Source organism: Mucilaginibacter rivuli (assembly GCF_019391655.1).
Taxonomy (GTDB): Bacteria; Bacteroidota; Bacteroidia; order Sphingobacteriales; family Sphingobacteriaceae; genus Mucilaginibacter; species Mucilaginibacter rivuli.
In genome coordinates, this window is sequence record NZ_JAHXPQ010000004.1 from 36,924 (window position 1) to 58,277 (window position 21,354).

General features: G+C 39.4%; 18 protein-coding genes. 13 read left to right on the top strand and 5 right to left on the bottom strand.

The window, feature by feature from the left end; translation table 11 throughout:
• Positions 1-42 precede the first annotated feature (42 nt).
• A complete protein-coding gene (locus KXQ82_RS10045; RefSeq protein ID WP_219488115.1) occupies positions 43-363 on the bottom strand; it encodes a hypothetical protein in 321 nt (106 codons plus the stop codon).
• A 215-nt stretch (positions 364-578) separates the two neighbouring features.
• Here KXQ82_RS10045 and KXQ82_RS10050 point away from each other — a divergent pair, with 215 nt between their 5' ends.
• From KXQ82_RS10050 to KXQ82_RS10060, 3 genes are all read left to right on the top strand, one after another.
• On the top strand, positions 579-923 hold the full coding sequence (locus tag KXQ82_RS10050) for a hypothetical protein (protein ID WP_219488116.1): 345 nt from the start codon (positions 579-581) through the stop codon (positions 921-923).
• Between the two features lie 9 nt (positions 924-932).
• A complete protein-coding gene (locus tag KXQ82_RS10055; protein ID WP_219488117.1) occupies positions 933-1,637 on the top strand; it encodes a peptidylprolyl isomerase in 705 nt (234 codons plus the stop codon).
• A 73-nt stretch (positions 1,638-1,710) separates the two neighbouring features.
• Positions 1,711-2,478 carry an exodeoxyribonuclease III gene (locus tag KXQ82_RS10060; protein WP_219488119.1) on the top strand — a complete coding sequence of 256 codons (768 nt, stop codon included), beginning with the start codon at positions 1,711-1,713 and terminating at the stop codon, positions 2,476-2,478.
• Positions 2,479-2,502: 24 nt separating this feature from the next.
• Here KXQ82_RS10060 and KXQ82_RS10065 read toward each other — a convergent pair whose 3' ends face one another.
• Positions 2,503-3,420 carry a polysaccharide deacetylase family protein gene (locus KXQ82_RS10065; RefSeq protein ID WP_219488121.1) on the bottom strand — a complete coding sequence of 306 codons (918 nt, stop codon included), beginning with the start codon at positions 3,418-3,420 and terminating at the stop codon, positions 2,503-2,505.
• Positions 3,413-4,480: a glycosyltransferase family 4 protein gene (locus tag KXQ82_RS10070; RefSeq protein WP_219488123.1), complete on the bottom strand. Its 1,068-nt coding sequence runs from the start codon at positions 4,478-4,480 to the stop codon at positions 3,413-3,415. The genes KXQ82_RS10065 and KXQ82_RS10070 overlap by 8 nt, the downstream gene beginning before the upstream one ends.
• 239 nt (positions 4,481-4,719) lie before the next feature.
• Here KXQ82_RS10070 and KXQ82_RS10075 point away from each other — a divergent pair, with 239 nt between their 5' ends.
• From KXQ82_RS10075 to KXQ82_RS10115, 9 genes are all read left to right on the top strand, one after another.
• A complete protein-coding gene (locus KXQ82_RS10075) occupies positions 4,720-5,514 on the top strand; it encodes a polysaccharide biosynthesis/export family protein (RefSeq protein ID WP_219488125.1) in 795 nt (264 codons plus the stop codon).
• A 6-nt stretch (positions 5,515-5,520) separates the two neighbouring features.
• Positions 5,521-7,902, top strand: coding sequence for a GumC family protein (locus tag KXQ82_RS10080; protein WP_219488127.1), 2,382 nt, complete (start codon positions 5,521-5,523; stop codon positions 7,900-7,902).
• Between the two features lie 69 nt (positions 7,903-7,971).
• The gene (locus tag KXQ82_RS10085) at positions 7,972-9,252 is read left to right on the top strand and encodes an O-antigen ligase family protein (RefSeq protein ID WP_219488129.1); all 1,281 of its coding nucleotides are present in this window, start codon (positions 7,972-7,974) and stop codon (positions 9,250-9,252) included.
• Position 9,253: 1 nt separating this feature from the next.
• On the top strand, positions 9,254-10,696 hold the full coding sequence (locus KXQ82_RS10090; protein ID WP_219488131.1) for an oligosaccharide flippase family protein: 1,443 nt from the start codon (positions 9,254-9,256) through the stop codon (positions 10,694-10,696).
• Between the two features lie 12 nt (positions 10,697-10,708).
• Positions 10,709-11,875, top strand: coding sequence for a glycosyltransferase family 4 protein (locus KXQ82_RS10095; RefSeq protein ID WP_219488133.1), 1,167 nt, complete (start codon positions 10,709-10,711; stop codon positions 11,873-11,875).
• A gap of 72 nt (positions 11,876-11,947) precedes the next feature.
• On the top strand, positions 11,948-13,384 hold the full coding sequence (locus KXQ82_RS10100) for a DUF4832 domain-containing protein (RefSeq protein WP_219488134.1): 1,437 nt from the start codon (positions 11,948-11,950) through the stop codon (positions 13,382-13,384).
• An 81-nt stretch (positions 13,385-13,465) separates the two neighbouring features.
• Positions 13,466-14,566 carry a glycosyltransferase family 4 protein gene (locus KXQ82_RS10105; RefSeq protein WP_219488136.1) on the top strand — a complete coding sequence of 367 codons (1,101 nt, stop codon included), beginning with the start codon at positions 13,466-13,468 and terminating at the stop codon, positions 14,564-14,566.
• Positions 14,567-14,670: 104 nt separating this feature from the next.
• A complete protein-coding gene (locus KXQ82_RS10110; RefSeq protein ID WP_219488137.1) occupies positions 14,671-15,429 on the top strand; it encodes a WecB/TagA/CpsF family glycosyltransferase in 759 nt (252 codons plus the stop codon).
• A gap of 78 nt (positions 15,430-15,507) precedes the next feature.
• Positions 15,508-16,890, top strand: a complete 1,383-nt coding sequence (locus KXQ82_RS10115; RefSeq protein ID WP_255563590.1) for an undecaprenyl-phosphate glucose phosphotransferase — start codon at positions 15,508-15,510, stop codon at positions 16,888-16,890.
• Here the strand turns inward: KXQ82_RS10115 and KXQ82_RS10120 are convergent.
• Both KXQ82_RS10120 and KXQ82_RS10125 read right to left on the bottom strand, forming a co-directional pair.
• A complete protein-coding gene (locus tag KXQ82_RS10120; protein WP_219488140.1) occupies positions 16,887-18,509 on the bottom strand; it encodes a gliding motility protein RemB in 1,623 nt (540 codons plus the stop codon). The genes KXQ82_RS10115 and KXQ82_RS10120 overlap by 4 nt on opposite strands.
• A gap of 16 nt (positions 18,510-18,525) precedes the next feature.
• Positions 18,526-20,145, bottom strand: coding sequence for a gliding motility protein RemB (locus KXQ82_RS10125; RefSeq protein WP_219488141.1), 1,620 nt, complete (start codon positions 20,143-20,145; stop codon positions 18,526-18,528).
• 410 nt (positions 20,146-20,555) lie between these two features.
• Between KXQ82_RS10125 and KXQ82_RS10130 the strand changes: the two genes are divergently transcribed.
• Positions 20,556-21,353, top strand: coding sequence for a polysaccharide biosynthesis/export family protein (locus KXQ82_RS10130; protein WP_219488142.1), 798 nt, complete (start codon positions 20,556-20,558; stop codon positions 21,351-21,353).
• Position 21,354 lies beyond the last annotated feature (1 nt).

Here is a 21,354-nt window from a genome sequence, read left to right on the forward strand (position 1 = left end):
ATAATAATGTGTTAAACGGTTTTTGTAAATAAAAAAATAAGATCAGGCAACAGGAGGCCCACGATCGGCCGAGAGGATTAAAGCAATACCTTTATAATCGTGTTCACGGGTATATTGGGTATCAACGGTAGTTACGTAAATAATGGGGGTAACATCAGTAAAAACAGCCATGCTGGTGTGGTGCATTGCATCGCACACATAACATTTCTCTTTTACGGTTTGTCCTGATGTTGTTTGTTTTGAAAGAGATGAATGCGATTTAATAACCGCCAGGTGTTGGTGCGAAAAAGCCGTAACCTGCCCTACAGCAAAGCAGATCAGTACGATCCAGGAGTAAGTGATATGGCGTAAACGGTTCTTCATTTGTAAGGCAACAAAGCCCTTTGCAAAATTGTTTTTTTATGAATGTTATTAAATCAAAATAACATTGCTTTTAGCCTGTCAGTATAAAAACGTTAACAAATATAGCAGATTACCTGAAAATTGGTTTTTATACAGTGTCATACTTGCGTAACAATGATGTGATGGAATATAAAGGGCCGGGCCGTGGTTGCCTGCATAAACCTTATATTTGCTGAATGACCCCAGCTGAAGTAAATAAAAGATATAAAGAGCTGCAAGAACGACTTGCCACTGATTTTGATACCGATACACCCGATATAAAAGTAATGCTATTTTTAATTGGTGTACAAGAGCTTGGCCAGGGGCCGGGCAAATTCAGTAAACGCCAAAAAGAAGAACTGATGCATATTGCCAATTGCAAACTATTTAGTAAATTGGGTTTTTATGAGTTAGAAGGACTGGACCAGGATGGCTGGCCGCATTGGAAACTGGTTAACGCCATACCGCCTTATACCTTGCTTGAGCAGGAGATGATCCTCAAATCGCTCATAATTGATTATTTTGACGAAGTTTTATCCTGATAAAGAAACATGAAGAGAATATTTACGCTGATCTTGTTACTAACTGTTTTTTCTGCCGTGTATGCCGGTGGTCCAAAAAACCAATATGTTCGTATTAAAACCAGCTATGGTATTTGTATCATCCGCCTGTATAACGAAACCCCAAAGCACCGCGATAACTTCATTAAATTAGCTAAATCTCATTTTTATGATGGCACTTTGTTTCACCGGGTTATCCAGGATTTTATGATACAGGGCGGCGACCCGGATTCAAAAGGTGCCAAACCAGGTGTTGAGTTGGGTAACGGCGGACTGAAATATAAAGTGGACGCGGAGTTTCGCGACAGTATTTTTCACAAACGTGGCGTACTGGCTGCCGCACGTGATGATAACCCGGAAAAAGCATCAAGCTCTTCGCAGTTTTATATTGTTGAGGGTAAACGATATACCGATTCTACCTTAGATAAGGTAGAGAAACTACCCCGCTACGCAGGTATGAATTATAAGATCCCGGCATCGCAGCGTGAAATGTATAAAACAGTTGGCGGCACACCGCAGCTTGATCGTTTATATACTGCCTATGGCGAAGTAGTAACAGGCCTTGATATGGTTGACCGTATTACCGCGGTACGTAAAGACCCGCGTAACCGCCCTTTACAGGATATACCGATGACGGTAGAACTATTAAGCAAAAGGGAGTGTAAGCAGTTAGATAAGATACTTGGATTGCAATGAATGTTGGTTACTGATTGAGAGATCCAAATAAAAATTCGATATTCGGCATTCAAATTATTACCCACTACCCGGCATGAAGATCATCACCTACAACGTTAACGGCATACGCTCGGCAATTACTAAAAACTGGTTCTCGTGGTTGCAAGCTACCGATGCTGATGTAGTTTGCCTGCAGGAAATTAAGGCTACCCCCGATGTATTGACCGACCTGTTATTGGTTGAGCAAATGGGCTACCAGCATTACTGGTTCCCGGCCGAAAAAAAGGGATATAGCGGTACGGCCATCTTCTGCAAACAGAAGCCAATACATGTTGAGTACGGTTGCGGCATTGCCGATTTTGACCGCGAAGGCCGTTGCATCCGTGTTGATTTTGAGGAAGTGTCGGTAATGAGCGTTTATTTCCCATCAGGGTCAAGCGGCGATGAGCGCCAGGTTTTTAAATTCCGCTTTTTAGATGAGTTTGGCGAATACCTTAACCAGCTAAAATGGGCTTATCCTAAATTAGTTGTCTGTGGCGATTATAATATTTGCCATCGCCCTATTGATATCCATAACCCAAAATCAAATGCTAACTCATCGGGCTTTTTGCCGGAAGAGCGCCAGTGGATGGAAAACTTTATCCAATCGGGTTTTGTAGATACCTTCCGTCATTTAAATCAGGAACCACACAATTATACCTGGTGGAGTTTCCGTGCAAACTCAAGAGCTAAAAACTTAGGCTGGCGTATTGATTATAATATGGCAACCACAGCACTCGAACCGCATATTAAACGCGCGGCCATACTATCAGAGGCGCGGCACTCCGATCATTGCCCGGTTTTATTGGAGTTGGATATTTAAATTATAGATAAAGCTTTAAATAGCTTACTGGTTACCTATTATCTTTTTTATCTGCACACGGTTAACATACTCGCCGCTTGGTTTCAGCTTTTTCAGGATAAGCCATACCGGCCCTAAAAATAATTTGGCTTTTAAAAACAGCTGGCCTTCGCTGTTGGATACGCCTATGCGTGGTATTTTATAAACATTGTCTTTATCCGAAAAATCACGTGCTTCGGTTGAGAAGGTTAGTGTAATGCCATTTCGTTTCAGGGTATCGCACTCACGGTCGGTAAAATCATAACCTGGAATACCGTTAGGGTATGAGAAGCATTTAACCGGGTGCCCCAATAGTTTGGCGAGTTCGTTTATGGAGTTTGATATTTCATAGTGGCTGCTTTCATCGCTTTCGTTCATTAATATCGGATGGTTCATGGTGTGCCCGCCAATGGTAACCAGGCCCTGTTGGTCAACTTCCCTAAGCTCGGCAATGCTCATGTTTTGATAAGGCTTTAGCGGGGTGTTGGTACGCTTTCGGTATTCTGTTAAAATATCGTGTATGGTGCTTACCTGCATTACCTTCATAATATCCCAAACAGAATAAGGTGCCAGTTTATCAACGGGGGTGTTGGTCATTTCGGCAACTATTTTTTTTACGATATCAAAATCATAACCCTCTATTTCCTGAAACCAATAGTTAATTTGTTCGTTAAATATTTTTGGCGAAACGTACAATGATGCCGGTATATTATGCTTTTTTAAAACCGGGTAAATGATCCTGTAAAAGGTTTCATCGCCATCATCAACGGTAATATGGCAGGCGTTTTTTAGCTTAATTTTACCCTGGTAGTATTCATCGAGCGTATCAATACTTACCATGTTATATTTTGATTTGATCAGGATGATGGTTTTTTCAAACCAAGCCATATCATTAACCAAATGAAAGTTCAGGATCTTATTCATACTGATATACGTTATTCAGCATTTCAATGTATTTGTGTGGATTATAGGCAACACGCACCAATTTTTTAGCGTTTTTGCTTATCTTTTTCATGTACAATTTATCTGCTGCAAGTTTGTTTACCGCGGCTACTATATCCTCAGTTGATTTTACGCCGACAATTATCCCTGTAGTCCCGGTTACCACTACTGTTTTCATAGCGCCAACATCGGTAGTAACAGGTACCAAGCCGAACGACATCGCTTCGAGTAAAGCAATAGGCAAACCCTCATAATATGATGGCAACAAAAATATATTGCATTGCTTAAAGGTTTCGGTTTTGCTATCTCCGCTTACTATTCCTTTAAACTCGTATTTATCACCCAGCAAGTCGGTAAATTTTTTATGAAACTCTGCCTGCGCCGGGCCTTTGCCCGCCATAACATATTTAAAATTGAGCCCTTGCTCTTTTAATATTTTAAGTGCATCATAAATTTGTGCTATTCCTTTTTCGCCGGTTATTCTACCTATAAACAACAGAGTAGGTATTTCATCAGCACTATATTTTCTTTCAAATTTTTCGGCATCTGTTAAATCAATGGCATTGGGTAATGTTTCGGAGCAATAGCAGTTGTATTTTTGTGTAATAAAATGCTTTTCTTCGGAGCTTAAAAAAATAATAGGCCGCCGTCCCGATAAGGCGATCTTTACCAAAAAGTCAAGCCAGCCCGGTACATTGTTACTCAACAAAAGCTCACCACCATGCAGGTGTATTACCATACGTTTACCAAAAAGCTTTGCAAGCATCACCATCGGAACATCACGTATAACCGAACGCCTGTCAACCGGGAAATTAAAATGGATGAGGTCGAACCGGGTGAACATTAAAGCAAACCACTTGATGTACATTATTAATATCCTGAAAATCATTTTTAGCCCCCGCGCATCCACATCTTTTTTGCCCACCTCAAAATGGATATACCGGTGTTTAGGATTAAGCTTGATAATAAAATTCGCGACAGAAGAAACCCCGCTTACATTGGTATTAACATTAAGTGATGGCGAGGTGATTATAATTTTCATATATCGGGAGTATATACACTCCGAAACTAATGGTTTCACTTCATAAAAAAAATTTATTTACCCAAACCAGCTTATAGTTTTTAACAATCGGCTATTTTTTAACATTAACGCAAGTTTTAAAGCATTCTAATATAACTATCCCTACTTTTATTTAATTTTTTGGGTGTGGAGTTTTCTTTTGAGAATAAAACGCCCAAAAGCATGATGGAATTTAACAATATTAATAATTGCAATAATTTATGTATCAAGCATTTAAGAAGTACTATTTGATAATAGCCTGCCTTATTTTTTCTTCGTGCAATACATATAAAACCATCCCTTATTTTCAGGACCTTAAATTGAAGGGTTCGGCCAAGGAAGCTATAGATAACGCCACACAGGTTACCATACAACCACACGATATTTTAGGGATATTCATCAGCGCGGCAGAGCCAAAATCGGCCGCGCCATATAACAATAACCTGGCGCGTATGAATGGTAACGCATCGGACAATACGCCCGATAATCCACTCAACCCCATTATTGGTTACCTGGTTGATAATGATGGCACCATTATGTTCCCCAGCCTGGGTAAATTAAAAGTTTCCGGCTTAACTACCGCCGCCCTGCGCGACCAGTTAACCAAGCAACTCATGCCAAATTATTTAAAAGATGCTACCGTAAGCGTACGTATTATCAATTTTAAAATATCAGTTTTAGGCGATGTGCAACGGCCAAATGTTTACCCCGTGCAAAACGAGCGGATAACTATATTGGAAGCGCTATCATTAGCAGGCGACCTGAACATTACCGCTAACCGCAAAAATGTATTGTTGATACGTGAACAAAACGGCAACAGGGAATATGTAAATATTGACCTGACATCAAAAGCGCTGTTTACATCGCCATACTACTATTTAAAAAGCAACGATCAAATATACGTTGATCCTAACAGGGCAAAATATGGACTGGTTGATTTGGGAGCACGCAATTTAACCATTATTATTTCGGCCCTGTCGGTTGTAGCAATTGTATTTTCTACTTTACACAGATAGCATTATATGCATTCTAAAAAAACAGATAATTACCCCATGGTGCGGTCGTTTAACGAAGACGACTCATTTAAGCCCCGGGAAACTATAAGTAAGTATTTATATCACTGGCCGTTATTTTTATTAGCGCTGCTTTTCACATTTTCGGTAGCGGTGGTTTATTTAAAGCTGGCCAAACCTGTTTATGATGTAACTGCCGAACTTTTAATTAAAGAAGATAATACGGTTACCAATAACTCGCGTGCCGCATCTGTTTTACAGGAGTTGGATATATCTGAAACGGATAAGCTGGTTGATAACGAAATTGAAGTTATCAAATCGCGAAACCTGATATCGCAGGTAGTTAACGATCTGCAATTGTGGGCCACTTATCAATCAAATAAAAGAATAGCCAAAGAAAACCTGTATGGCAAAAGCCCGGTTAAAATAACCCTTCTTACATCCAATCCGAAGATCGAAGGCAAAAACTTTGTTATCTTTATTAAGGATACTACTACATTTTACTTAACCGAAAAAAAAGGTGCGCAATCTGTAGCCAACAAAGAATACAAGTTTGGCACAGTTATACACAGCGATTTTGGTACCTGGAAGCTTGATGTAACGCCACATGCCAGTGAGTATTTTGATAATTCGATCATGATGTCGCTGCGCGATGTTAATGCGGTAATAACCGAGTATCAAAAACAGATCACGGTAGCGCTCGTCAACAAAAAATCCCCCACCATTGGGCTAAGCATAACAGAGCAGATACCCGACCGTGGTAAAGATATTTTAAACCACCTTATTACGGTTTATAACCTGGCTACCATTGCCGATAAAAACCGCATTACGCAAAGTACACTAAGGTTTATTGACAGCCGGATATCTACCGTTTCGCTTGAGCTGGATAGTGTTGAACACCAGGCCGAAGTATTTAAGAGCAACCGGGGCATAACGGATATCAACTCAAAATCGAGGGTATCACTGGAAGACCAGCAGGACAATGTGCGCAGATTGAATGAAGCCCGTGTTAAGCTGCAGGTTGCCGGCACCATAGAAAATTACGTAAACTCGAATGCGCACAATAAAAGTGTTCCTTCAACCTTTGGTATTGACGACCCTGGCTTGAATAGCCTGGTTGAAAAACTCACCATGCTTGAGCTCGACCGCGATGGCATGCTGGCCAATACTCCCGAAAACAACCCGATATTTGACCCCATAAACAGCCAGATAGAAGCTGCAAAAGCAGCCATCCGTGTAAAAATAACCAACGTTAAGGCCGGGCTGCTCAGCACGCTTGAACAGCTACAGGGTTATAAATCAAGTTTTGACCAGGCCATAAGAAATATACCCACACAAGAGCGTGAGTTTATTGGCATACAGCGCCAGCAAAACCTGTTAGAAAACCTGTATAACTACCTGCTTAAAAATCGCGAACAGATATCATTAAGCTATGCTTCAACTATAGCCGATGCCCGTATTATTGACAGTGCTTATGCCGGCCCGTTAAAATGGCCAAATAAGATGCTGGTTTTGGGTATGGCTCTTATTGGCGGGCTGGTGCTGCCTATAATGCTCCTGTTGTTCAGGCAGGTGTTTAACGATTGCATAGCAAGCCGAAAAGAAATTGAAAATGCTACTGAGGCACCAATTGTTGCCGAAGTAAACGCGGTATATGCCCGCAACCAGATCATCATACTCGATCAAAGCGATGTAGAGGTTGAAGAGCAGTTCAGATTTTTGCGCACCAAAATATTGCTGCAGCATAACAATAACGAGAAAGGCCGTGTAACGCTCATTACATCAACCGTAGCACGCGAGGGTAAAGCGTTCATAGGTTCAAACCTGGGTGCATCATTAGCGGTATCGGGGCGTAAGGTTATTATTATTGATCTTGACCTGCGCAGGCAACGGATAGCTAAAATATTCGATCTGCCGCAACTAAGCGTTGGGCTGAGCGATCATTTAAAACAAGAGGCTACCTTTAAAGAAATAGTACAGGTAACGCATGTTCACCCGGATCTGCATGTAATATCTAACGGGCACGTAACCCATTACCCAACCGAGTTGATAGAGCATCTTGATTTTGAAAACATGATCAGGATGATGCGCTCAAACTATGATGATATCATTATCATTTCGCCACCATTAAAACTGGTTACCGATGCTATTATACTATCAGGGCTGAGCGGTGTATGCTTGTATGTGGTACGACATAACTTTAGCAAGCGTGCGTTTTTGCCATACATCAACAGGATATTCCAAAGCAACGATCTTAATAAAATGAACATCGTATTTAATGGCATCCGTGAAAAACCGGCCGGGTACGATTACGGAAAAGGCTACTATCCTAAAATAAAACAACCATTTGATCTTATTAAATTATTAAAAGATTTTTTAAGAAGATTTTAGTAATTTATTTAATAATAGGGATTAAAACAGCATATGTTTAAACCCTATAAAAACTAAATAAATAGCACATTGAAAGGCGCAATTTTAGGTGTATTACCCTACATAACATTCCTGCTGTTTTTTATATACCTGTTCAGGGCTAAAAACGCGTCGAGGGCTTATGTGCTTTTTTGTTTGTACTTTTTCCCGCTCATTTATTCGCCCGACCATACTTACAACGTATTCCAGGCTATCACTTATTTTTATTTTTTCTACTCTTTCCGCAGCAATAAACCCATATTCAGCAAGTATAGTCATCCTTTGGTGTGGTACGTTATTATCTGCCTGTTTGTGGGTGCACTATTATCCGAGTTTATGGCCCACGCTATGGTCGGGCTTATTGGTTTCCTTCCTATAATAATATTTATTCACGTGTTGTTATTTGAGGTTTTGGAAGACGATAGCTTTATGTTCAAAGTGATCGACATCTTAAAATTAAATTTACTCATAGCCATTATATTCGTTTTCCTGCAGGTTGGGCTTGGGTTAAATTTCGCACTCTTTGTTACCGATAATCCCAACATTACTTTCGAAGCCATACGTTACCCCGGTATTTTTCAGGATCCGCAAAAGTTCGCGCAGTTTTTATCGGCACTTAGCTTTATTACACTTATTGATTCGCCCACATCACCAAAGTTTACCAAATACAAATACGCGTTGCTGGTATTCGCGGTACTATCGCTTTTTTTAACAGGTGGCAGGGCTGCATTATTGGGCCTTGCCGCAGGTGTCGTGTTTATCGCTTTCTTCAGCAATAATAAAGTACGCTTTGCTACCATTGCCGGTGCAGGTGTTGTAGTAGCGCTCGCATTTGTGTTCAGCAGCTATTTTGCTATATTTAATCGCGGCGAATCATTAAAAGATTCGTATGATACCCGTAACGAAATTTGGCAGGTGGCCATAAAAATATTTACTCAACACCCTTTGTTCGGTATAGGCATCAGTAACTATTCCAGCTATGTTGAGGTACACGCCAAAGATCAATATTGGTTGGTTGGCGGCGAAAAGGTTTATTTTGACCACCCCGAAAGCGGTTACCTTAAATACCTGGCCGAGTTTGGCCTGTTGGGTACAATTGGTGTTTTAATGTTTATATTTTCGGCAATATACAGGGGCTTAAAAACATTTTTGAAAAAGGTGAAAGACTTTTATATCGTATTCCTCATTGCTTCACTCATTACCTGGATGCTGGGCTTTTACTCGGTATATTCCTTTAGCGATACCCGTATCATGATACTGATATCAACCATTGCCTGTGTATTAATTGCCTACTCAAAAAGGTATGATAAGGGTTTTATCCTGATAGATTGATATGGCAGGCAAGGGAGTATTAAAAAATAGTATATGGGGGCTTGCATCGCAATTTGGGCAGCAGGGTTTGCTTATTGTATTTTTTGTTATTGTTAACTGCAACTTTCCTAAAAACGACCTGGGTAATTATTATGTAGCCAATAATTTTTATCAAATGATGGTATCCTTTTCGGCTTTGGGTTTGGGGCAGTGGTTCATTCGCCAGCTGCCGGATGAAACTGATCAGAAAGGGTTCCTAAATCGATTTTTAAAGATACAGATATACTCGGGCGTTTTCTTCTACATTGCAAACGTAGCGATCACCTACTTTTTGTATGATGACCGGATGATATTGCTGCTAAGCGTGCTCATTGGCCTAAACATTATTTTCGATAATATTATTTATACCATACGCAACCTTAACATCGCGCAGTTTGAACAAAACAAAACTTTTACGGTACTAACTATTGATTCTGCTTTACGTGTTTTGTTAGCTGTGCTAATATACGTTTACCCTTACAGCATCATCCAAATGTCGGTAGTGTTGGTGCTGATACGGATATTTACCCTGAACCTTTTCCTGCGGATATCCACATCCGGATCGGCAAACTTCAGCTCCATATTTTTTAGTGATGTAAGCTGGGACTATGTAAAAAAACTTGTTTTTGCTAACTGGCCCTTTATTATTGTTGGCAGCGTATCGGTTATTTACTGGCGTATTGGCAATGTGTTCATATCAAAATATCTGCCGGTATTTAACGTGAATATATATGAGGTTTCGTTTAAATTTTTCTCAGTAGCAGAGTTGATTCCGGTTATCGTATCATCTACCATCTTTGCCGAACTATTGCGCTCATACCGCGAAGATGGCATGGAGAAATTTAATAAACTGTACCAATTATTTTTCAAACTGTTTCTTGTTTACGGTTTCCTTAGTTTTACCTTTATTTACTCATTTGTTGATCCTATCGTAATGGCGGCCTTCCCTAAACAACCCGAGGCTGCTTACAATACCAAAGAGATGTTTTTAACCATGCTGGTTTTCCCTACAGCTATATTGCAGGCAAACATCCTCATTATATTAAAACTGGAGCGGAAAGACATGTGGCTAAACGTAATAAGCCTTTTTGTAAATGTTGGCCTGGCATTAAGCGGTTTTATGTTTTGGCGAACGCTCACAGTTATTAACCTTTCCATATTTATATCCTTTATCGTGTTCCACCTTTTACAGGATTATATTTTGGTGAAAAACAAGGTAGCTACCGTATTGGAGATAGCTTACGGTTATATTGCCGTAATAGCCTGTTTTTCGGCTTATGTTTTTTTATCAGGCCACCTTAACAATTACATGCTCTTCATCCTGTTTTGGGTAGTATTACTGGCTGCAATTATTGGCACTGACAAAAGGATACTCAATTTTATAAAAGAGAAAACCGGGCGTTCGGTATCCCTAAAAGGGGAATAAATTTACAACAGTATGTTAACGGTAAACTATATAACAAGGCCCTGGTTTTTCGATATTTCGATAGAGTTTATCCGCGAGTTTAAAAACCTGGTAAATCTTAATGTTATTATTATCATCAGTCCCGAAAGTGCAGGCTACCTTGGCATTAGTGACGAAGATGCTGCAGCCCATCTTGACAAAACTTTGAAGCTTGGCGATGTACTGAAAGGCGAACTATACCACAGGCTTAACCCTTATTTTGAAGGCGCCAACGTGCTTTGCAAATTTGAACAGCATAAAGAGAGCAGTTATAAAAACGCATTGGGTTGGCACAAGCTTTTGCGTAACAACCCCGGATTGCTAAAAGCAGATTTGAATATTATTGAAACACTAAGCCTGGCCGATTGGTACCTTCTGCTAAAACTTCGCAATAAAAAAATATACTACATCATTCACGATCCGCAACCACATACCGGCGAGGGCCGCGGGCGCACCGAGCTTATCAATAAACTGTACTTTCCGTACCTGCAAAAATTCATTACTTATTCTGAGTTTTCGGCAGGATTGTTTAAACAGCATTACCCGGATTACGCCAATAAGGTGTTAACTTTTAAAATGCCGATATTCACCAGTCAGAAACTGGATATTAAAATACCAACCAAAAAGGTGCGAACAAAAAAGATAGTTTTTTTTGGTCGTTTATCGCCCTACAAAGGCGTTGAACTTTTTTATGATGCAGCAGCGCATATCAGCAAAACCAACCCTGATATTAACTTTGTAATTGCCGGTAAAGCACATGAAGGTTATGCGCCTCCCTTTTTAAATAACAACCCACAACCTAATATTGAAATACGTAATCACTTTATCGGTTTAGAAGAGTTAGCCGAGATAATGACCGATGCCGACCTGTGTGTACTGCCATATTTTGATGCTACGCAAAGCGGCGTTATCATGACTTGCTATGCCTTTAACCTGCCGGTGCTGGTATCAGATTGCCCGGGCCTGTTGGAATACTGTTTTGATAAAGAGAATTTTTCATTTACCAATAAGGATCTGCAAAGCCTTACAGATAAAATGGAGAATCTAATTACTAACGAGGCCCTGGTGATGAAAAACAAACAACAGATAGTTGATTATTCATCACAAAATATTTCGTTAGTGAACAGCAAATTAATTTTAGCTCAAAACACCAATACATAAATGAAAAATTGATGTAACCTTAAAACCATACTCCCGTATAAAATTAAACCTACTTAATTAAAACGGGAGCACATGAAACGCACTATGCTATTGATAAATTTGCTGGTAATGATACTGGGTACCGCCTGCCAGAAAGCAACATTAATAAATCCTGAACAGGCTAATACACCAAATTTTGCACGTAAGGCAAGTTTTTCTACCCAAAGCTATAACGCAGACAGCACTACGCTAACCGTTTATCCAACAGAGAGTACCGAACTAATAACTAACCCCGGCAAAGGCTTTGTACAATACTGGGATTTTGACGGTACCTACGCCGACCAGATCAGCACCGGTTACAGCAGATACGATTGGAGCGACATCGAGCCACAACAAGGTGTATTTAACTGGAGTTTGATTGACAGCGAAATACAAAAATTTAAGGCTGCCGGTAAAAAGTTCGCTTTTGGTGTAATGTGCGCCAATACTGCCCGCTCTATGAGCACTCCCGATAAGGGGAAATATGTAACACCAAAATGGGTATTTACCGCAGGTGCAAAAAGCCGTACCATACAAACTACTTATTGGGAAACCAACCAGTTATTTACCCAGGTTATCCCCGTTTGGACCGATGCCATTTTTTTAGCAAAGCTTAATCAGTTCATCACAATTTTAGGGCAGCGGTATAATGGAAGCAAGGATATAGCTTTTATTGATATCCGCTCATATGGTAACTGGGGCGAGCAACATACTTATGAAATTAATGGTGTAGCCCTCACGGCCAAGCAGCTATTAACCCAGCACCTGCAGGTTTACAAAACGGCATTCCCTAACACGCAGTTAATTACACCATGGGGCACAACAGATTATAATGGCGATTATGACTGGGCTGTACAAAATGGTATAGGCATACGCAGCGATGGAATTTTTAAATACTCCAACGGCAGCGAATGTACCCGTGCCGCAGGCAAAGCCCCGGCAATTTTTGAGTACACGGCAAACTACGCCTGGATAACATCCGAAGGCTATTGGAGCCCCGATACATTAAACAAATACATCGAAATTGGTAAACCAAGCTACATCCAGTTTGACCCCGAAATGTACACCGCCAACAAGGACCTATACACACAGGTTGCTAACCGTGTTGGTTACCACTTTGTATTAAAAAGCGTTAGCCTGCCCGCCGCAATAAAAAATGGCTCACCTTATATTATACAAACCGAGGTGCTCAACAAAGGGGTAACCAATATTTATCAATCATGCTACCCTGCCATCGCTTTGTTGGATGGCGCAGGCAATGTTGTACAAAAGCAATGGTTGGATAGCGCTAACCCATCGTTATGGTTATCTGATACTGTTGTAAAACAGCAAAGCGCCGTAACATTTGCCGGGGTAAACCCGGGCAACTATACCGTTGCTGTAGGCCTGTTTGTTAATAAAACTGATATTGCCCCTACTTACAAATTAGGCAATACCAATAAAACGACAAACAATTGGTACATCTTAAATAACGGTGTAACTGTAAACTAAACCGGTTTTTGTGAGTCAGGCCTAATAATCAGTTAATTCTTTTCCATTTTTATTGTTCAATAATTAGGTTTATTTTGTGGCATGAGAATTTGCCACGTAATTGCAAACTTGTATGCCGGCGGTGCACAAACTTTTGTAGTGCTCTTAGCTATTGAGCAAAAAAAGGCCGGCAATGATGTATATATCGTACTGATAGACAAATTCAATCATTCGCAATTCGAAACCTTTTTAACTACACAGCTAACTGAAAACAACATACCCGTTTTTACCTTAGAAAGAAAGCCAGGCAAAAACTTCAGCATATTTAAAAGCTTTATTTTACTGGGCCGGATCATAAAAAGCATCAGTCCCGATATTATCAATACCCACCTGCAGTTTACGCACTTAATTGTAGCCTTATATTTAAAAGTATTTAAGCTGGGCATGGTTAAAGCCAAGTATATAGCCACCATACACAACGCCCCCGAAGAGTGGAACAAACAAACTTTACTTACCAATAAACACACGCCATCCATTTATTGCTCGCAGGCATCGTTACAAACCAGCGTAGTGCGCAATTGCCCTAAGGTTGTTATTGAAAACGGCATTAAGCTACCCGTTGTAAATAACAGCGCCAATAAAATTATTGAAGATTATAAAGTAAACCCGGCCCATAAGTTGGTGTTAATGGTAGGCAAATTATCACACCAAAAAAATTACCCTTTAGCGGTAGCTATTGCTAAACATTACGAGGGAAAGGATATTTCATTTTTGATATGTGGGATTTTGGAAGAAACTGCCGATCAGGATCTGATATCGTTTAAAACAGTAAACAACATTCACTACCTGGGTATTAAAGTACCTGCCGAAATATATTCGCTAATGGACCGGTGCGATTGCTTTTTAAATACATCGCATTATGAAGGCTTACCCATTACCGTGCTGGAAGCATTTTTTATCGGAACGCCATGCGTACTTTCGCCAATATTGCCGCACAGGGAAATAGGTACCGAAATGCCCGGATGCTACATACCCGGTTCATTTGATAAAGAAGCCTTTATTGAGAAGATAGATGAAGCTTTAGCAGCTAATGCTTCAAAAGCAGAAATGCGGGAATTTAGAAAACCGGCGCTCAATAAATATCGTATATATGAAGTTGCGGCTAAGTATGTTACTTTTTATAGCTCTGTTTTAAATAACTAATTAATTTGTATTATCTTGCAATTGTTATATTGCAGATAATCAGCAGCGATACATTGCCGCCCTTATTAAGTATAATTAACAACTGTAATTGTTTCCAAAACTAAATGGCAGATCAAAAAACGGGGACAAACTATTTAACTTCGAGATTTATTGGTTATGATGTGTACAAGGGCCTTCTTGAAGACATCACCCTTAATGTAAATCAACAAACCCTTATTAACACCATTAACCAGTATTCTTATTGCATGGCCGAGTTATATCCGGCATTTAAAAATGCACTGGCCAAAAGCGCTATATTACTGCCTGATGGTATTGGCGTTGTACTCGCGATAAGAATGATAAGCGGCGACAAGCTGAAAAAAATAGCCGGTGCCGATATTCACTTTCATCTTTTAGACCTATTGAATGCTTCGGGCGGTAGTTGCTTTTATTTAGGATCTACCGAAAATGCATTACAAAAAATTGGCGCACGTATACATAGCCAATATCCAAATATTAAGTTCGGCAGTTACTCTCCTCCTTACAAATCACAATTTTCTGACGAGGATAATGATAAGATGCATGCCGCTATAAATGCATTTAAACCCGATGTGCTTTTTGTAGGGATGACAGCGCCAAAACAGGAAACCTGGGCTTATGAACATCGTAACCAAATTGATGCAAAAATAATATGCTCAATAGGTGCCGTTTTTGATTTTTTTGCGGGCACAGTTAAACGCCCATCAAAATTCTGGGTCAAACTGGGGCTTGAATGGTTTATTCGTTTGGCAAAGGAACCCAAACGAATGTCCAGACGCTATTTATATTATGGGCCGGTTTTTGTTAAGTTAATGCTGGAACAAAAGTTTAACCGGAAAAGATAGCGTTGTTTCTTAGCTGGTAAACAGTATTGTTATACAAATTTTAATAATTTAGGAGCCAAATAGTATTATAAGCGGTAAATGATAACAAGATATAATAACGCCTATAGAATTTTTATTTCTTTTTGCGATCTCTTTGCATTAAGTGCGGTGCAACTTATCCTAATTTACATTTACAGGGATTATGTAATTGCCAAACCGGACTTTTATATCGTATCATATATATACCAAATCATGGTATGGTTAATATGCTCTTATCTTACCGGAGTGTATGTAAATAATGATTTTACGGATTTTTCACGCAATTTTAAACGGTCAGGAAGTGCCTTTCTTATCTTTTTATCCCTGGTTCTTTTATTCAACTTTTTTCTTCCATACTATAACAGGCAATTTGTAATTTTTAGTGCGGTGGGTTTTATAACATACCTGTTTTTAAGCCGGGCGCTAATTGTAGGTATTAACTTTTTCATGTACCAGGATGATAACGCGAAGAAAAAAATTATAATAATTGGTTATAATGAGCTTTCGGATACCATTGTTCATCACTTTTCGCAGCTCAACAAAACGGTATTAATTAAAGGCTATTTTGATTATAAAGAGAATGCAAAGCATATACCCAACCTTCCTTTTTTGGGGAAAGTTGAGGAATGTTTTGCCTATTGTGTTGCCAACGAAGTATCCGAAATATATTGTACCCTTTCGCCCGAAAAAGATCCTGAAATATATAAGCTTTCGGAAAACGCGGAGCGTAATTTTATCCGGTTCAAATTCGTGCCTGATTTGCGCTTATTTGTTAATCGCGAAATTAAATTAGATTACATACAAGATATACCCGTATTATCATTACGATCAGAGCCATTGGAAAGCAGTGCCGGCCGATTGAAAAAAAGGGTATTTGATATTGTATTCAGTGGTCTGGTATGCATCTTTTTATTATCGTGGTTAGTACCAATTATTGCATTACTCATCAAATTAGATTCGCGCGGACCCGTATTTTTTGTTCAGCAACGATCAGGCAAAAACAACATACCTTTTCCATGTATAAAATTCAGGAGCCTTAAGGTAAATAAAGAATCGGACACGTTACAGGTAACCCGTAATGATAGCCGCTTTACAAAACTGGGTAGTTTTTTACGTAAATCGAGCTTAGATGAACTGCCCCAGTTTTTTAATGTTATAATGGGGCATATGTCGGTAGTAGGTTCAAGGCCGCACATGCTTAAACATACCGATGAATACTCAAAAATATACGATGAGTATATGATACGTCACTTCTTAAAACCCGGCATAACAGGCTGGGCACAGATACACGGTTTCAGGGGCGAAATCAAGGTAGATGAGCAATTAAGAAAAAGGGTTGAACATGATGTATGGTATATTGAAAACTGGACATTGGGTTTAGATATCAATATCATTGTTTTAACATTTTGGCTTACTGTAAAAGGCGATGATAACGCTTTTTAATGCGATGTAATTCCATCGGTATAAAAATTCCTGAAAGAGCTGCGTAATCCAAATGTTATCATAGGCGATTGATGATCGAAGGCACTGTTTTTCTCATCACGATAAATTGCACCTAACTCTAAACGGAGGTTATATTTTGGATTTAAAATATAAGCGATCCGCCCTTCCAGGTAATAAAAATTGGTGCGTAAACCCTGCCCGGTAAAATTATCTGATTGTTTAGCAGGCACCTGGTATGACCGGAATATATCCTTACCATAATTAAGCCCGTTTATATCCAAGCCATAATAAGCATAATTTATTTGACCATGCAGATCAAAGCGCCCTATCGAGTAATTTACAATGCTTAGCCACTCCCTAAAGTTAGCACCAAACGGATGTGCTAAGGGCTCATTGTATTGCGAATAATTTCTGAAAGATTCTGTTTCCGAATAGGTGTATGGCTTAGCTGTATTATATTCAACCAGGTAGTTTAAGCCTTTAACCTTAAGCAAGTCGGCACCACGTAAACCCAATTGCCAGCCATATTTATTGCGCGGACTCCCATTGTTGGAAAAGAAATCTTTAGCCTGGAACTCCGTTAAAGCAAACTGACCATATATTATATTCTTATCTGCGAATTTCCACTTACCTGTTAAGCCCAGGCCTGCTTTATCAGGCGAACCATGCGAGGCTTCAATGGGCCGCATAAAGTTGAATGGATTTAAATAGCTATAATCAACCCCACGTTTATTCCCCACGCTGTCCTGATCGGCTGATACTACCGAATCAAAGAAACCGATAGTTACCCTGTTACTAATGTTCCAATCAAGGTAATGAAAATAGCCCCATTTTATTCTGTTATCAGTACTGCCGGGTACTTTGGTGCTTATGCCATCTTCAAATTTGGCTAACATTGCCATATATTTTACACTGCCTAAACTAAACGTAACTTTTGCAAAAGGATAGGGTGAGGCGTAATCCGACAGGAGCATTGATCTGTAACCATCACCAATAAAGGTTTTATCCTGCCCTACGGTAAAGTTTACATATTTAACAGGAGTGTATGATAAAGCTCCCGTATAGTACGACCAATCCGTTACCCCATTTGCATAACCGGTAACCCGCGTTTGCCCGGGTACAACTCCAACAGTGTTTGCATAAGTGGCAACATAATCAGCAAATGATGCACGGTTGTTAAAGCCGGCCGCATAAAAAGAAAGCTTACTGCCAATTGTGCCGCCAACCTGATAGCCTAAAGTTGTTTGCCAGGTACTTTTGTTTGCAGTAAAATCATACCCTGTTACCAGGTCGGGTAAAATGTCAGCATATACCGTATAACCGGGTTGCTGTACATCAACCAAATGCTCATTCAATAATTTACGTTTACCCCAACCCTTAGCACCCTGCTTAACGCCCGATAGCATCAGCGAGTCGTAAGTGTGTTTTATCAAAGTATCATCAATAAAATATGGTTTAATGCTACTATGAAAGTTTGTTTTGACCGAGTATACATCAGCATTAAATTTCTGATAGAACTGGTATGAATAGGGCTGATATATAGCTTGCGCATTCACTTGCTTTAGGCCAAATGCAATTAATATAACAGTTAATATAATACGGTATCTTTTTATAAACATAGTTGTATCCTGTATTTTAAAAATCATGATAAAGATTTCTGAAACTGCTTCTCAACCCAATTGTGATCAGCGTAGTTTTTGTTGTCGATAAGTTATTGGTTTCTTCCCTGTACAAACCGCTCAGCTCTACCCTTAAGTTAAACTTCGGGTTAAGCATATACGATACCGTACCTTCGGCATACTTCAAACTTGTGGCCAATCCTTGCGTGGTAGACGCGTTACCGGCCGGTAATGAAACATTATCAGCCTGGGTTATATCTTTACCATAATTTAAACTATTTGTATTAAGCCCATAACGGCTATAAATAACCTCTCCCTGAAAATCAAATTTACCAACCGAATAATTCATAATACCTAACCACTCCTGGAAGTTTGCCCCAAATGGATGCGCCAGCGGCTCTGAAAAATTAGCATAGCTAACAACGGGGTTTTGGTTTGCATAAGTGTAAGGCGATGCGGTATTGTATTCAAATAAATAATTTAAGGTATTAACTTTAAACAGATCAGCCCCTCTAAATCCAAGCTGATATGCAGTGCGTGTATCACTGCTGCCCGTGCTCTGGTCAAAAAGTAACTGCCCATACACTGTAGTTTTACTTAACACTTTATATTTGCCGTTAAAGCCAAATAAAGCATGATCGGGTATAGGGCCGCCGGGGCCTAATGATGGTACAAATAAAACAGGGTTGATATAATTAAAATCAAACCCGTGGCGGTTACCCTTATCGTCAGTTTCGGCTGCAATTAAGGCATTAAAAAAACCGGCGGATAGCTTGTTGGTTACGTTCCAGTCGATATAATGGAATACGCCCCATTTTCTTCTGTTACTTGGTCCGCTCTTGTTCAGGTCAAACGTAACGGCACGCTGATCATCCATATAAGCCCACATGGCCATGTATTGCACTTTGCCAAAATCAGCTTTTAAACGCAATAAGGGGTAATTTGCTGCATAATCCGATAACAGCACAGAACGGTAACCATCACCAATAAAGGTTTTATCCTGCCCAAGCTCAAAACTTAAATTTTTGCTTGGGGCAAACCCAATCATACTGGTTACGTAAGACCAATCGCTGCTATTTTTAATGCTACTTTGCCCGATAAGCGATCTGTCGGGCGCTTGCCCCGGAACAACTTTAACCGTGTTGATATAGTTTTGCACGTAGTTGGCAAACTTACCCTGGTTTTCAAAACCGCTGGTATAAAAAAAGAATTTTGAACCTATTGTGCCCCCTGCCTGGTAGCCCCGCGTGTTCAAATTGGTACTCGTACCTGCCTGAAACTCGCGGCCCAATTGTAAGTCGGTAATATAATCAAAGTAAAAAGTGTAATCTTCCTTTTTAATATCAACCATGTGCTGATCAAATAAAATACGATGTAACCAACTTTTTTTTGGTGTATGTAAATCTGTATGCAGTAAGGAGTCGTATTTAAGTTTCAGAGCCGAGTCAGCAATACAATATGGTTTTATCGCTGTATGTAATGCCGAACCTGTTGAATATATATCACTGTTCAATTTTTGATAGAACTGGTATGAGTAAGGCTGATATATGATTTGTGAATAAGCATTTACAGTAAAACTTACAGTAATAAAAAAGACGGTAAATATTTTACAACACTCCGGTAATTTGTATTTCATATAAAAGAATATGTTGTTTGCAGGCTTATGTAATATCAAAACAGATGGTTTATATAAAAAAATCAAAACTAAGCAATAAAGGTAAGAGGTTTTTAAAAGAGTGTTAATGATTCGATTTAATTTTTAAAACATTATAATTTAAATATTGTTCTGCCCTGGGTTAATAAAGTTAAAATGCAAACTTTCTATATTAGTTTAAACGTGTCAATTTATTATATTTGATTGTTGAAAAAGTTTATTAAAACTACAGGCAAGGTCATATTAAATTTAAGCACAGGTGTTTTATGATGATTAACGTTATGTTAATAGTTCAACAAGTTTTCATTTTCCCCACCGAAACAATAAAGTCAGAGTTTGATATCAAATAATTTTGATATATTCGTAAAATTTAGTGCATATAATTAAATCGAATGCTTAAAACCAACAAAATAGTTGTAAATAGTATAATATTGTGCTTGTGTATTTCTGTATTTAGCGCTTGTTCATACAAAACAAAAAACGTTTTTTTTAAAACTGATAAACAAGTACCCTTAGATTCTGTAAAAACTGTTTACGTTGTACAACAAGGTAAAAAAGTAAATATTGGCCCCCACCGTATTGAGCCCGGCGACAGGCTTTCGATCAAAAATCTTTCAAACCCATTATTGATCAGTGGCGAACCTGCTGCGGCCGGAGTAGGCACGGAGCAAAATTACCAGGTTGGCTTAGACGGGCAGGTTATTGTACCTGTTATTGGCCGCATAAACCTTATCGGTTTAACTATAGTTGAAGCTTCAAAAAAGCTGCAGGAGTTGTATAGTACCGGCGCTATCGGGCTTGCAAACCCGGTTATCGAAGTAAAAGTGGTCAATATGCAGGTAACTGTTTTAGGAGAAGTACGCAACCCCGGCAATTTTGTACTTGAGCATGAAGAAACAGACCTGATCCAATTACTGGGCCAGGCAGGCGGAACAGATACACGTGCCGACCTGCGACAAATAAAAATTGTACGTGGTGATAAGCTTGATCCGCAAATTTTACTGGTAAACCTCAGGAACAGCAATACGTTAAAAGACCCGCGGTTAACCATACAAAACCACGATATAGTTTACGTAGAACCAGCCAAACTTAATGGCACAGGCGATCAGTTACAGGGTTTTACATCTATTTTACAACCACTACTCTTAGTATTAAATGCTTTGGTTTTAGTGATAGCGCTTAGAAGATAAT

Excerpts from the sequence above, each read along its gene's own strand:
- KXQ82_RS10070 (WP_219488123.1), bottom strand. The coding sequence starts at position 4,480 with ATGAAAATTATAATCACCTCGCCATCACTTAATGTTAATACCAATGTA.
- KXQ82_RS10125 (WP_219488141.1), bottom strand. The coding sequence starts at position 20,145 with ATGAAATACAAATTACCGGAGTGTTGTAAAATATTTACCGTCTTTTTT.
- KXQ82_RS10120 (WP_219488140.1), bottom strand. The coding sequence starts at position 18,509 with ATGTTTATAAAAAGATACCGTATTATATTAACTGTTATATTAATTGCA.
- KXQ82_RS10115 (WP_255563590.1), top strand. The coding sequence starts at position 15,508 with ATGATAACAAGATATAATAACGCCTATAGAATTTTTATTTCTTTTTGC.
- KXQ82_RS10130 (WP_219488142.1), top strand. The coding sequence starts at position 20,556 with ATGCTTAAAACCAACAAAATAGTTGTAAATAGTATAATATTGTGCTTG.
- KXQ82_RS10060 (WP_219488119.1), top strand. The coding sequence starts at position 1,711 with ATGAAGATCATCACCTACAACGTTAACGGCATACGCTCGGCAATTACT.
- KXQ82_RS10075 (WP_219488125.1), top strand. The coding sequence starts at position 4,720 with ATGTATCAAGCATTTAAGAAGTACTATTTGATAATAGCCTGCCTTATT.
- KXQ82_RS10095 (WP_219488133.1), top strand. The coding sequence starts at position 10,709 with ATGTTAACGGTAAACTATATAACAAGGCCCTGGTTTTTCGATATTTCG.
- KXQ82_RS10055 (WP_219488117.1), top strand. The coding sequence starts at position 933 with ATGAAGAGAATATTTACGCTGATCTTGTTACTAACTGTTTTTTCTGCC.
- KXQ82_RS10090 (WP_219488131.1), top strand. The coding sequence starts at position 9,254 with ATGGCAGGCAAGGGAGTATTAAAAAATAGTATATGGGGGCTTGCATCG.
- KXQ82_RS10045 (WP_219488115.1), bottom strand. The coding sequence starts at position 363 with ATGAAGAACCGTTTACGCCATATCACTTACTCCTGGATCGTACTGATC.
- KXQ82_RS10110 (WP_219488137.1), top strand. The coding sequence starts at position 14,671 with ATGGCAGATCAAAAAACGGGGACAAACTATTTAACTTCGAGATTTATT.
- KXQ82_RS10065 (WP_219488121.1), bottom strand. The coding sequence starts at position 3,420 with ATGAATAAGATCCTGAACTTTCATTTGGTTAATGATATGGCTTGGTTT.
- KXQ82_RS10105 (WP_219488136.1), top strand. The coding sequence starts at position 13,466 with ATGAGAATTTGCCACGTAATTGCAAACTTGTATGCCGGCGGTGCACAA.
- KXQ82_RS10080 (WP_219488127.1), top strand. The coding sequence starts at position 5,521 with ATGCATTCTAAAAAAACAGATAATTACCCCATGGTGCGGTCGTTTAAC.
- KXQ82_RS10100 (WP_219488134.1), top strand. The coding sequence starts at position 11,948 with ATGAAACGCACTATGCTATTGATAAATTTGCTGGTAATGATACTGGGT.
- KXQ82_RS10050 (WP_219488116.1), top strand. The coding sequence starts at position 579 with ATGACCCCAGCTGAAGTAAATAAAAGATATAAAGAGCTGCAAGAACGA.